The following is a 13,613-nucleotide window of genomic DNA, read 5'->3' on the forward strand; positions in this document are numbered from 1 at the left end:
GAATTCTTGTTCTGTAAAAATCACCCATGGAACGGGAAGATTTAATTTTTCGGGCCATATGTATTAGGAAAAAAGGATGAAACTGCACAGTATTCGGGTTTCAAATTTTCAGAGTTTTGGTGCTGAACCAACAGAACTGACACTGGAAAATATTACCTATCTGATTGGCCCCAACGGGTCAGGCAAGACTGCTGCACTCCAGGCTTTGTGCCGACTGTTTGCATTTGATCCATCATTACGCCGTATTCAGCGCTCAGACTTCCATGTCCCGCACGATGAACAAGAAGCGCCCGAAGAAAGGCAGTTATGGATTGAGGCGGACTTCGTGTTCCCCGAGTTGGAGGATGAAGAAGATAACTCGACCGTTGCTCCCCATTTCAGTCACATGCGCCTTGATGACCCTGACGGAATTCCTAGGGTACGATATCGCCTAAGTGCCACTATGGGCCTGGATGGGGATATTGATGAGACTTTTGTGTATGTGCTTGAAGCTGGCCCGGATGGTTCGCCTCTAAATCCTCAAACGGTTCCAAGGTCTGAACGAAATCACATACAAGTCCACTATCTGCCCGCAAGAAGAGATCCGACTGACCACATAGCATATGGAACGAACGCGCTGCTTGGCCGCTTGCTACGGGCAGTGAACTGGGAAAATGAACGGGAGGAAGTCAAAGGGTTCACCGACCAGATTAGTGAGAGTTTGGCTGCTAATCCATCGGTCAATGCTTTTAGTGCCCACCTGAAGAAAACTTGGGGCACCCTTCATAAAGGCAGCTACTTTACAGATCCCAAGATTACTTTTGTGGCATCTGAGATCGAGGCGTTGCTTCGTCATTTGTCCGTATCATTCTCGCCTGGACATGATGAACATCTTGTCGATTTTTCCAGACTCAGTGACGGCCAGAAGTCGATGCTCTATCTGTCATTGGTTCTTTCATCTCAAGCAATTGGGCGTGCTGTCCTTGCCGGTGAGGACGGCTCTTTTGACCCAGAAAAATTGCGTCCGCCAGTCTTTACTTTGATTGCCCTTGAGGAACCAGAGAACAGCCTCTCGCCTCACTATCTGGGGCGGATTGTCAGCGCTCTGAACTCCATGACGAGCAACGAGGATGCTCAGGCCCTAATCGCTACGCATGCTCCGTCAATGTTACGACGTGTCGATCCGGAACATATTCGATATCTTCGACTTACCGAAACCCGGCAATCAAGAATTACGAAAATCCAATTACCCGCTAAAACCGATGAAGCGCACAAGTTTGTACGCGAGGCTGTCCAGGCATTCCCTGAGATTTACTTCTCACGTTTGGTTGTGTTGGGTGAAGGGGATAGCGAAGAAATTGTACTACCGCGCCTTTTCCAAGCAAAGGGTGCGCCAGTTGATGAATCAGCGGTTACGATTGCTCCGCTTGGAGGTAGGCATGTCAATCATTTTTGGCGCCTGTTATCAGCACTGCAAATCCCATTTTTGACCCTTCTCGATTTAGATGTGGGCAGATATCAAGCGGGCTGGGGAAGAATAAAGTATGTAAATAACCAACTTGGCTTATATCAACCTGAAAAAGTTCTGCCAAATACTTTTTCTTTATCAGATTGGAATGATGACAAAGTACCTGTTCGTACCCACCACTTCTTTGAAAACGGCACTAAGAGTGTATTTGCAGAGCTGGAAATGCGTGGTGTGTTTTTCTCATTTCCAATGGATTTAGATTTTTCAATGCTCCTTGCTTTCCCAGATGCTTACGGTGTTCAGCAGGAAGTTCCGGATGACTCAACAATTAAAGCCGTGTTAGGCAAGAGCCATCATGACCCATCCCAATATAGCTATGACGAGTTAAATCTTTTCTCTACGTATCACAAGCTTTTTAAACTGGGCAGCAAGCCCGCTGCTCATATCGAAGCTCTCGCTCAACTAAGCGACGAGGATTTGCTGGCGAACATGCCTGAATCATTTGGACGACTCACTGATGCCGTGATCGCCAAGCTTGCGGAACTGCCCGAGTGATTGCTGTAGATGCATGGCTGCCTTCGGATGGGCTAACTCTTGAACCCAATGCACTGCGGGCTGCGAAGGAACAAGCGCGCTGTCTTGCACTGACGGCGGGGCCGGGCGCGGGCAAGACGGAAATGCTTGCACAAAGAGCTGACTTCCTCCTACGAACCGGAACCTGCCGTTATCCGAAGAGAATACTCGCTATCTCTTTCAAAGTTGACGCCAGCAAAAACTTGAAGGAGCGAATCCAGCAACGCTGTGGACAAGAATTGGCTTCCCGTTTTGATAGCTACACATTTCATGCGTTTGCAAAGCGTATTATTGATCGCTTCCGAGTAGTGCTTACTGGTAATGATGCTCTTGATCTGGATTATTCGATTGGCGAAAGAAAAGTCACAAAAAGGCAAATTACATTTCATGATCTTGTACCGCTAGCAATTCAAATTCTTAAGGCCTCCACTGTCGCAAGAAATGCCATACGCCAAACTTACAGCGATGTTTTCTTGGATGAATTCCAGGACTGCACGGATCAGCAGTATGAACTCGTGAAGGTAGCCTTCCAAGGTACGAGCATTCGTCTCACTGCTGTCGGTGATACCAAGCAGAAAATCATGGGATGGGCAGGTGCATTGGACGGAATTTTCCAAACGTTCGCTAGGGATTTTTCAGCGGTCCCATTAAACATGTACCGAAACTTTCGTTCAAAACCACGCCTGCTTCGGATGCAGAACGAGATAATTCGCGTGCTCGATCCGGCTTCCGTCATGCCAGATCACCAACTTGCTGGTGAAGAGGGAGAGGTCTTCGCGTGGCAATTCGAGAATGCCCAGGGTGAAGCTGAGTACTTGGCCGATTTGATTGCCGGGTGGATAAGAAATGAACAGGTTCCGTTATCCGAAATCGCCGTATTAGTGTCCAAACAACTAGATCTTTACGCCAATCACCTGATGGTGGCATTGGAAGTTAGGGGAATACCGTACCGGAATGAGCAGGAGATGCAGGATATTACTGTCGAACCTGCCGCAAGGCTCGTTGTTGACTATTTGTCCTGTCTCTATGGCCAGCGAGAGCCCAAAGCCTGGATTCGGCTGATGAATCAATTGATTCCCTTTGCCGATGACGAGGTGCAGTCTAGCGTCAGGCAAAATTTCCAAAGCTTCTTCAAGGAACAGCGAAAAATCATCGCCATGGCCGAGTTGTTGGATGAACCGTTTTCGGGATGGTGGGATTCTGTGTGTAGATTTTTGAAGAAAATAGGAATGGAGACTCTTGTTGCTCTCTCGCCTGACTATGAGTCACATGCCAGATTAGGTGAAGTTGTGGGAGATACCAAAGCGCGCATTGAAGAATTGCTTGAACTTACCCCCGACTTGCCTCAAGCCTTGACTCGTTTCTCTGATGATCAGGCTGTGCGTATTCTGACTATCCATAAGAGCAAAGGATTGGAGTTCGACTCAACGATAATTTTGGCCGTTGAGAACGAAATATTTTTTGGGGATCAAGATTCTAATCTGTGTGCTTTCTTTGTTGGTGTATCCCGTGCCAAGCGTCGGCTTGTTCTTACATACGCTAAACAACGCGACAGGCCCCTTAACTATGCTAAAAGATGGGATGTAATTCGAACTCCACAACAGGAATATCTTCAATATGCAGCACAGTTTATTACCGATTTAACGCACATTTAAAAAGTCATTAGCTAAACTACTCAGTTCAAAACTTGCAAAGCCATAAACCGTCCTCAAAAACGTTCTCTTTACTAAATATAATGCAACATCTAGCGCGATGTCAGCTCCAAAATATACTGGAGCTGACAAAGATTTTTTCTTCTAGTTATTCCCCGAAATTTCCTCCGTCGCCTCCTGACGCAGTTTCTGGGCATCCATTCCGTTTAGCCGTTCAAGGGCTCTGTCTGCGGCACTCTGACGATTTCCATCAACGTTTAGCGTACTTCCTGAGCCTGTGAGTCTTTCCAGATCCAGTGACGGTACTTCGGGTAGGTTGCCTGTTATCGATAAGATACCTATCCATTCATCCAGATTGACTTGGCTCCAATCCACCTGGTTTAACTGACTCGCGGTCAATCCTTCACAGTTTGGAGATTTCGCACTGCCCCAGCCAAGGCCCAATTGCGGACGCACTTGCTCTTGAATGATCCGTGAAAGCGGCGAAGTAAAGCAGCAATATGATTGCCGTTTCTCAACACAGGCACCTAAGAACTTAGACTTGCAGTAAGAGCCCACATAGTGGCAACTCTTCAATACCCGCTTAGCGTTCATCTCAAACTCACTCTGCTCACATTTCCAGATAAGCTGAATGAGGATCATGGTGACTGAGTAAATCATGTAGGCCGTCATAACCGTACTCAGAACCGCGCCCGCAGCGCCACCCAGCGCAAAGTTACCACCCGAAACGACACCATCGGCTCCAACTGCGCCACCAACGTTACTAAACAGTGCCGATTGCGCCCCCGAACCAAAGGTCGTACCTACCCATTCAGCCGTTTTGTTGGTCAACACCTGCATGAAGCCAGTCGCAGCTTGCTCCGCTCCCGCGCCAGCAGCCGTTGATGGCCCAGCCCCCATAAGAGAGTCCCAAGCAGACACAAAGGGCTCTTTGACCGCACTCCAAGTACTCGTGATTGGCTCCCTAAGCGTATTCCAGGAACCATAGATTGCCGACGACGGATTCATGGCCATGACTGCCGTATCAAGCTTGTTGACCGCCACAATCATTGTGATGTAATCCGATAACGACACGCCACTTGGCTTTTCACAGCAATCCACTATGCCACCAACGGCTTTTTTGCACTGGCCAGCATTACCTTTAAAGACCGTACACTCGACGTTATCTTGGCCATCAGCTCCCGTACATGACATATCATTGGTCATAAACTGCGCCGCATTAAGCATCGCTGCGGCTTCTGCAAAGTTAGCCTGCTTGATTGACTCTGGCTCTAAACAATCTGTGCCCATACAGCGAACTGGCCCCTCACAGTTGTATTGAGTTTCCATTCGTGCATTTTGCACTTCAACGCTTTGTCCGCAGTCATACACCAAACTTTGGATATAGCAGAAGCCTTCATGACCAGCCCCGCCTTCAGTGCATTCGGTTCTGACGTACTGGCAGGCCAGGTTTTGCTCCAGCGCGGCACACGTATTGGTGGTCGTGTTTTGTCCGTTATTAACGATGGTTTGTGTATTACCATTGGCATCTACCCAGCTATCTGAGCTGCCCATGTTGAACTCTGGATGAGCAGTCGAAGCATTGTAGGTTGCTCTTGCCCTCCAGCATGAGAGCCCCAGTCCATCAGAGCTGCCACGACTGGTTAAATGAACAGGAGACGAAACAACCGCTGGATAAAGGCTCCCAAGATTGGCCAACTCGCCACTACCAACCGTTAACCCGTCGATTCGTTTTGTGCCCGTATCCAAACACTGCCACTGCACGGCAGTAAACTGATCCGTTTGCATCAAGCATTGGTCTATGCCCGGATCACTTGATTGATGAACAACGTCCTGTTCTAAGTACTTGCCAGAGAAGGTCAATGAAGCGCTCAGTTTCGCAGGAGCCAAACACTTCTGAACTTCTCGGCTGCAAGTATCGAAATCGACTTTGTTCCAGCCGGATTCACATCTGGAACGAGTAACTTCCTGAGGTTCATGCCACGAAATAATCGACCCATTAACGACCTTACACAATGAACCAACTAAGGTTCCTTTTGGACAGGTCATTTCAGGGTATTTAATGGACGGTTTCGTCTCTGTGACCGTCTCCTTGTTGCCCGTCAATGAGAGTGTCGTTTTCCAGCCATTTGCCTTGGACGGCGACTCGGTGATTTTTATCTCAGTATTTTGATTATCAAACACTCTCAGCGTCGCGTTTCCAGTTTGCATAGTGCTGCTGTGCTGTGGAACAAAACTGAGCGTTTCGGAGCTAAAGCAACCACGCTCAATGGACCAGCTTTGTTGATGGGTTTGGGCGGATATACGTCGTTCTAACTGACACTCAGTAAGCGTGCTGATCTTCTCGCACACCTGGTAATCCGGTACATGCTTGGTTTCAGTAAATGGCGTAATCGTCTGAGTAGGCTCACAAGCTTCAAAACTACTTGGCATAAGGTTGGATACCACACACTTTGGATCGCTGGTTTGCAATCCACAGTCATAGGTATCGGTAAAACGAATGCATTCACCTTTATCATTGGTCTCGGCACATTCTGACGACATGAATCCACAGGAAGGATTCGCTTCAAGCACTTGGCAGGCCTGATTTTCAATCCCCTTATAGCTTTCATCATCCACACTAACTTGAACACGCCGACACAAAGGCGATATGCCAGCCACTGGGCTTGGGGCAAAGTAGGATTCACAAACTGAAACACCATTGACCACCGTACATCCGTTGGTTGAAGAAGGCTGATCCGTGCATTGAATGCTGTAGTCTGAAAACTTCGTCGGGATATCCGCTGCTTGTTCGATACAGGATTGTGGCGACCAACTATCATTCATCACCACCTTGGTTGGATCAAAGCGCACCTTGATGCGTGCATACCCCTCACCACTACCAGTGACCGATACGCGAATTTTTACCGGCACTTCTAAACCTGGTTCTACCGCTTTTAGCCTGGCAGTGAGATCGGTATTTGGATTGCGCTCCCAACTGGTACTGAGCTCGCAGCGACCTGCCGTTTCTGGTGGAAAGTTATTGTTCGGCCCAGACCAGACTTTCTGATCGCCAAGCCACACCTGCATGTAGTCATCCCATTTGGCGTACTCAAGAACGGCTGAAGTAATCGCATCGGGGTTCACGACTTTGAGTGTGATGGCCTGTTCAAACACTTTACAACGGCCACTCCAGTAGTTGTCGCCAATTCGTCCAATCCAAACTTCAAGACATCCCTCACCACAAGAGCGAAGGTTCATTGGTCCTGAAACATGCTCAATAATGCCTGCCGTGTAATCGTGAGTAATCGTGCAGCTGTTAACCGCTGTATTGAGCCTGTCGCATTGCTGGTAATTTGGGCTACCTTCACCTTGAGACTCACAGCCGGGGAAGCTTTGCGTTAATAGATTGGGGGCAGTTTGAACCGCATCAGTTAATGCCCAAAGCGGATCATTGACCATATCTGGCCGAGACCTGTCTTTGATTTGCTGTAGCGAACGAAACGCCTCACCCGTAGCGCCACTTTCGGATGCCATGCTCTCTTGGCGCTGTGTCCCCATTTGATTCATGCTGGCATCAGAGCCATAAACGCCCGTTAAGACATCCAATGAGCCCTGATCCATACCAGGGAAAAGCTCTTGCAAGTTAATGGACTCATTACCACTGCCATTCGGCACCGACAATGTATTGCCATTGAGTGCGGGCATCGTCCAGTTTTGCAGCAATTGCTTACCTTCTTGTTGTCCGCTTAGGCCGGATTGGCGCTGCACATCAGCGGCCACACCATGTAAGGGCAGGCACGCCATAGTGATTGATAAAATACCCGCTAAAACTCGGGTAAAAAGTGTTGGTTTCATGGTTAACCTCCCGAGTTACAGCAGTCTTGCCAGCGCCACAAAATGTAGAGCGCATCTTCACCGGCACCGGGGATCGTTCGCCACTCTCCCCATTTCATGGTGCTTTCACCGATGACATGCGCACTTTCAGTTTCCGGTACAGGGAAGAACATACTCATCTTGTATTGGGATTTCGGCAGCATGGGTTCGATAACAGGTCGGCATAGCGCACTGTTCCCCATTGTTCGCCTTGCAAGACCACGCCTGTGTTGAGCCGCGATTGCTCGCGCTGCTAAATGGCTGGTGTTTTCTGCTAATGAGCCAAAGGCTAAGGTGTGGCCAGATAAGGGATAGAGATGGCCCCAACTGCCAGCACACCAAAACAACTGATCGATGGGTTTACCAAGCGTTGATGAAGCAGCGTCAGCGGTACAAGCAGATATAGCCAATGGATTGGCAACGGCAGCAGCTTCAGGCTGAGTAAAAAAGGCCAGTTCATCGTTCATCCATGTGGGGTCCAATTCGGACAAATACATCAAGTCAAAGTCCATGTAACCATCGGCATTGCAATTGCCATCCATGAACAAATCGAGCATGACCAAAAGCGGAAAGGCGTAATAATGGTAATGGTAGAAAGCGAGATCACCGGTATCGTATTCACCCTCGCCATGACCACCTTGCAGCCGCCTATCACCTAACGGTAAACGAATCCCTCCCAGGGAAGGCGAGCAACCCGGCGTTCTGACCAGTTCAATTAAACGCGCTGGCTCCCACATGCTGGTAACAATACCTGGCCTTGGCACGCCTAAGTTATCTTCACATAAGCAAAATGACTTGTTTGATGCGCCGCTTGGGACACTGCCAGAGCCAAGAGGAAGACCCGCAACTCGGATAGGAAAAATGCATGACCAGCAAACATCCGTCAGCAACTTACCCGACAATAAACCCGCGTCTGGGCAGGTCAGTTCGGCTTTTGCAGGAATAGATGCGCCAAGGACAAACATGACAATGAGAGTCCGCAACAGACGATACGTATTATTGAGCTTTTTCATGAACAAGCTCCTTTGCTGGAATTTCTTCTATTTCAAACGCGAGCCCCTTTGCTTGAACAAACGACGGGGTGACTTGCAAATCAAAGCGCTGCTTTAGCGAGCCATTGAGAAGGTAAACCGGACTGTCCAATGTCTTTTCGAGCGCATTGAGGCGATTCCAGCCTTGGGCACGGTCGAGCTGCGTGGTGATAAGCGTAATGCGGCGCAGTGTCCTATCTTGCGTCTCAAGCCAATGCGCTACTGCGTCCACTTCTTCAGCGTTCGACGCATTAAACACCACAAGCTGCTGAGTAAACGGCAAGGCTTTTAGCGGGTTAATACGCGTTCCTGCTGGGATCAATGTTCGGCCACTGGCATCCAATAGTGACCGCTGCATGACGATGGTTGGATCAACCATTCTTATCCGATACTGCGTGGCTTTGGGTAACTCAGTGAAAGTTTGGCGAGACCAGAATCGCTCAATGGCTTTTTTCTTTAACGCGCCCAGGTCAATCGACTGTAAACGCTGCATCGCCACTTGCATCAAATCCGGTTCTAAAATGGAATGAATAGGACCGCGTTGACCCAATGAACCGGTATTGCCTTTTTCAATTTGACGCTGCAACCAGTCCTTGCTGTAAACCCCTAGTGCACTTGCAGTCACCTTGTCATCTTCTATGCGGAAAATGGCAGGCACGCTAGTCACCCGCCAGTGCACAAAGGCTTTCGGATCGATTCGAACCTGAGGAACAGGATCAAGCCCCGTCATCAGCGTATGCCAATCACGGATAGCCGCCCCCAAGTTCTTTCCTTCAGGAATTCCCCGAAACAACACAATAGCGCCGGTAGCACTGGCCTCTTTAAATAGCTGCTTCAGTGAGGAATCTCCCAGTGAGGACGACGCAAATATCAACCATTCATCGTTGTTTTTGAGCGACGCAGGTTGTTCAATCGGTGAAAAAGGCTCGATAAATTCAGATGAACCATCCACAGCACTTTGTAAAATGCTGCGGCTCATTTCGACGATCTTTTTGTCCTCGTCAGACAACGGATAAGGCTCTTGTGCCCAGGACACTTGAACCCAAGCCAATGGCGCAACCAACAAAAATAAGAGGTATAGTCTTCTCATCTTCCACCTCCTACCAAAGCGGCCAAGCGCGACCGACAATCTGCTCGCGCTTAACGGCATTCCAATAGCGGGAGTCGAAACTCGTTGCGGCCTCGCCGGAAAACCAATATTCGTTTTCTTGCAGCATCAATGAGCGGCTAAATTCTGTTTCAGCCACACCAAGACGCTGGGCTAATGCCATGCCGGTAGAGACTTCAGCACCGTTCACCAGCACATGCTCAGGCGTCACCTTGACTTCATCCCCTGGCATCCCTGTTAGGCGTTTAAGCATACGAGTACCGTCGTTATATAACGGAGCAAGTCCTTTTGAGTGGAAGGCATACAAACCATCCTTAACGGGCTCTTTATTCCATAGGTCAATCAGATACACCGTGGTATCAGGCAGGCAGCGCTCTTGCTGGGTATCAATACCTATTCGGTAGCGCATCATGGCGTAGGTGCCTACCAAGGCCATGATTAACGCAAGAGCGGCCAACCGGATGAGATATGGCCGCCAAGGCATTCTTTTACGGAGTATCTGCATGAGACACCTCCTTTGAGCCTACTGGCACAAATATGGAATCATCAGCACCCACCACCGCTTGGGCATCCAGCACGATAAAACCGGCTGCTTTTAGCTTTTCAATTTGCTGATTGGTCTGAAGCAACCTGGATTCGATGTCTTGTTCGCTGGCATTGGGGCCCAGTGACAGCACCGCCTCCCCAAAATCCACGACTGCAATGGGCGTACTTAACGCCAACTGGCTGTGGATAGGTTCGAGTGTTTTCATTAAGAGCCAGCTGGTCATTAAACCGCTGCCTGCAATAGACAAAGTAATAGAGGCCATAAATGGCCAAAGCGTGGACTTATTCATAGCCTCGCTCCTTTAACAACTGGGAGATGGCATCAGCAACAGAAAGGCCTTTACGCGTTAACTGCTTAATCGCGTTTACATCTTCTGCACGGGACGAGTACAACAGCTTGTGAAACGGATCGACGATGAGGCGGCCAATCCCGGTGCCCATCTCGGTAATAAAGAAAATTTCGGAATAGACACCAGTGACGGTATGAACGGTTTTCAGGTATTCATAACCGCCTTCACCGAGTGGCAAGCGGCCTTCTTTTTTGAGCGCGTTGATGGTTTCAGCTTTTTGGCCAAGCAGGTACATATTGGCCGAGTTTTCAGCGATGGCTTTACCTGTAGGGCTGTCGTATAAATCGTTGACCGACTGCGTTACCGTTACAGCACTGCCGCCATATTTTCGAAATCGACGGTAACCCGTCTCGATAAACTTACCGACATCACCTTGAGTCAGCAGATCCCAGGCTTCGTCAATGAACACAATCTTGCGACGATCCCGCTCACCTAAGTACATCTCTTGTTGGATTTGGTAGATAAGCTGAAGCAACACCACTTGTTGTAGGTGCTTGCGCCCCTTGAGCTCTTCTAACTCCAGAACAGTGAAACGGTTTTTGAAACGAATATTGTTGTGACCATTAAAGAAACGGCCATATTCGCCCTGTGTCGTAAACGGATAGAGCTGCTCACCCACGTCTTGCACACGACGGTCTTCATGATTTTTTAAGGCCTCAGCCACATCATCAACCAACATGGCACGACCTTTTTTCTCCCAAAGTTCACGGGTCTGACGCTTTAGGTTGGCCATCTGAAAATCAGTTAATGACTGCGTAGGTGCGGCCATTGCAGCCAATAGCCCAACCAGCACATCCGCTTCTTCGTCATAGTCCTCAACAATTTCAAACGGATTCAAGCAAATGCCACTGTCCCGCCCGAACTGTAAGAACTCACCGTCATAGACTTCACACAGCTTTTCATAAGAGCGGCCAACATCAATCACCCAGCATTGGCCGCCTTCAGATAAGTAGGAGGAGATGATTTCGTTCACCAGGAATGACTTACCCGACCCCGATTGCGCCGCGATGCAACAGTTGTAATTACTGCCCGAGTCATAAAGGGACACACTCATGATCTGGCCATTACGGGAAACAAAGTTAATCACTGGCGTGCCCGTGCCTTTCCAATCCGCAAACAAAGGCAACAGAGGGATCACATGCCGTGTCGCCATGGTCTTGAATCGAAACAAGTCGTTCATCGCCTGGCGGTCGGCACCAAATGGCAGGGCATTCAGAAAAATGGGCAAACAGAAGTACTTGTCTTCCATCAGCTCAAATCCGAGTTCTTTGAAATAAGTTCGAGCATTTGAAACAGAGCTGATGGACGCTTCTTCCGTTTGGGAAAACAGCGTTAAGGTCATGTTTGCCCGAATAGGACGATCACCTTCTTGCAAGGCTTCAAAAAGAACATCAAATCCCTTTTTCTTGGCTGCAAGCACCGGCACAAACTTGAGCATCGGGCCATAGGCCTGATTGACCGCCCATTGACGCTTCGTCTCTAAACGAGATCGCATGGCCTCGGCTGAAGGAAAGTGAATGGTGACATTCAGCAAAAAGCTGCCGCGTAAACCGCGACTGCCCGTCATCATATCGCCCGCAAAACTTGCGGCATGACCAAACCAGATCCGCTCAGGCAAGCGCTTAAACGATAAGGTTTTAACTCGGTAATCGCCCAGCATCAGACCTTGGCTATCCACCTTGATAGCTCGGTCATAATCCAACACTTGCTCTCGAAGTGGTTTATCTGCCTCACTGCGGATTGGAGATGGATTGCGCCAAGAAGCATCTTTTCCCCAGTTAAGTTGCGAACTTAATGCCGCGAGCCAATTTCGGTCAGTCATCTCAGTGACGCGAAAACCAACCGTTGCCAGCGCTTGCGAGAAAGAAGCCCGAATCGCGGATGCTCGACTCAACTCACGCTCCGTCGGTATAGGACTTTCCAAAGGCAATTTGCAGGTGACGATCAGTTGAAAGTTGCGTACCTGAGTCTGGGTCGATTCTTCTATCGGTTGAACCGTGCCCCCATCGAGGAAATCCGCACGTTTGCGTATCGACGCCCTGAGCAATGGATCGGATTGACGATGCCGTAAGCCCATCATGCGTTGAAGGTCGGTTTGAATATCAGGCGAGGCGTACAGGCCAAATTGCAGCAAAGTGTCTTTTGGCCAGTCGTTGTTGAGTAGAACATTAACCCTATCTGCAACAGACTCATCACCACCCGGCAATGGGTCACATAGAAAACCAAAGCCAACACTCTGGTCTTCCATGAAAAACAGTTGCTCATCGTCTGAATAGGCCAATACTGGCAACAGCTCTGAAGCGCGTTGCCCTGAATACAGAGAGGCTTTCATTAACGCCCCTCCAACCAAGCAGAAAGATCATAAGGACGGCCTCGACTGATGCGACCATCATTGGCGACGATGAAAGGCACACCTTGAATGCCCAGGATTTGAGCCGTCACCAAGGTACGCTGCATTGGCTCTAAGTTGCAGGCATCATCCTGTTCTAGGTTACCAATCCGGCCATTGAGCAATGCATCGGTGGCCGCTTTCTTGTCACGCGCACAGCCAAGCTGGCGAACCTGACGCTCTGAATCAGGACCAAGCACTGGCACAGGGAGTATTTGGAAGGTGTATTCTTTGGTTAGCGGTAAAGCTTGTTTCAAAAGCTCATGGCAGTGCGGGCATCGTGGATCAACAAAGACCACCACTTTCTTTTTGCCTTCGCCCAGCGTCAGTGGGTTCAAATCATCCATTTTTAAGCCAAGACGACTTAAGTCCAGCGTGTTCCCCGCTTCACGAATTTCTTCAAGACTGGTAAGCGGCTTTTTGGACCAGGCATCATAGAGCGTGCCATCAATGACGAACCGGCCACTGTCTGACATGAAAACAATACGGCCATTGCTTTCGACCGCTTTCATACCCGTGACAGGTAAAGAAACCATGCCGTCAATTTTGCCAACGGGCGACACTTCAGACACAGGTTCAGCTTGAACCAATGGAGACAGCGCAAGCGCCAGAATAATTGGAGATAGTTTTCGCATGAGGAGTCCTCGTTAATGTAAATCGAG

9 protein-coding genes are annotated in these 13,613 nt (G+C 49.1%); 2 read left to right on the forward strand and 7 right to left on the reverse strand.

Translation table 11 applies throughout. From position 1 onward, the window contains the following. Positions 1 to 76: 76 nt before the first annotated feature. A complete protein-coding gene (locus CEQ32_RS10050) occupies positions 77 to 2,002 on the forward strand; it encodes an ATP-dependent nuclease (protein ID WP_015066575.1) in 1,926 nt (641 codons plus the stop codon). Continuing rightward, complete coding sequence (locus CEQ32_RS10055) at positions 1,999 to 3,675, forward strand: UvrD-helicase domain-containing protein (protein ID WP_015066574.1); 1,677 nt, start codon at positions 1,999 to 2,001, stop codon at positions 3,673 to 3,675. The genes CEQ32_RS10050 and CEQ32_RS10055 overlap by 4 nt, the downstream gene beginning before the upstream one ends. A 141-nt stretch (positions 3,676 to 3,816) precedes the next feature. Here the strand turns inward: CEQ32_RS10055 and traN are convergent, their stop codons facing one another. Genes traN through CEQ32_RS10090 form a run of 7 tightly spaced genes read right to left on the reverse strand, consistent with a single transcriptional unit; the run spans position 3,817 to position 13,586 of the window. Then, positions 3,817 to 7,509 (reverse strand): conjugal transfer protein TraN, encoded by a 3,693-nt coding sequence (gene traN, locus CEQ32_RS10060; RefSeq protein ID WP_088585953.1) that lies wholly within the window; start codon positions 7,507 to 7,509, stop codon positions 3,817 to 3,819. 2 nt (positions 7,510 to 7,511) lie between these two features. Continuing rightward, a complete protein-coding gene (locus CEQ32_RS10065) occupies positions 7,512 to 8,540 on the reverse strand; it encodes a TraU family protein (protein ID WP_011788503.1) in 1,029 nt (342 codons plus the stop codon). Then, entirely contained in the window at positions 8,524 to 9,648 is a 1,125-nt protein-coding gene (locus tag CEQ32_RS10070; protein ID WP_088585954.1) for a TrbC family F-type conjugative pilus assembly protein, read from the reverse strand. Before CEQ32_RS10070 ends, CEQ32_RS10065 begins: the two co-directional genes overlap by 17 nt. 10 nt (positions 9,649 to 9,658) lie before the next feature. Continuing rightward, positions 9,659 to 10,171, reverse strand: coding sequence for a S26 family signal peptidase (locus CEQ32_RS10075; RefSeq protein ID WP_011788501.1), 513 nt, complete (start codon positions 10,169 to 10,171; stop codon positions 9,659 to 9,661). Beyond that, the gene (locus CEQ32_RS10080) at positions 10,155 to 10,502 is read right to left on the reverse strand and encodes a hypothetical protein (RefSeq protein ID WP_011788500.1); all 348 of its coding nucleotides are present in this window, start codon (positions 10,500 to 10,502) and stop codon (positions 10,155 to 10,157) included. Before CEQ32_RS10080 ends, CEQ32_RS10075 begins: the two co-directional genes overlap by 17 nt. Further along, positions 10,495 to 12,894, reverse strand: coding sequence for a type IV secretion system protein TraC (gene traC, locus CEQ32_RS10085; RefSeq protein WP_011788499.1), 2,400 nt, complete (start codon positions 12,892 to 12,894; stop codon positions 10,495 to 10,497). The genes CEQ32_RS10080 and traC overlap by 8 nt, the downstream gene beginning before the upstream one ends. Beyond that, entirely contained in the window at positions 12,894 to 13,586 is a 693-nt protein-coding gene (locus CEQ32_RS10090; RefSeq protein WP_001228924.1) for a DsbC family protein, read from the reverse strand. The genes traC and CEQ32_RS10090 overlap by 1 nt, the downstream gene beginning before the upstream one ends. Between the last annotated feature and the right edge of the window lie 27 nt (positions 13,587 to 13,613).

The organism is Shewanella sp. FDAARGOS_354 (assembly GCF_002209245.2).
Taxonomy (GTDB): domain Bacteria; phylum Pseudomonadota; class Gammaproteobacteria; order Enterobacterales; family Shewanellaceae; genus Shewanella; species Shewanella xiamenensis.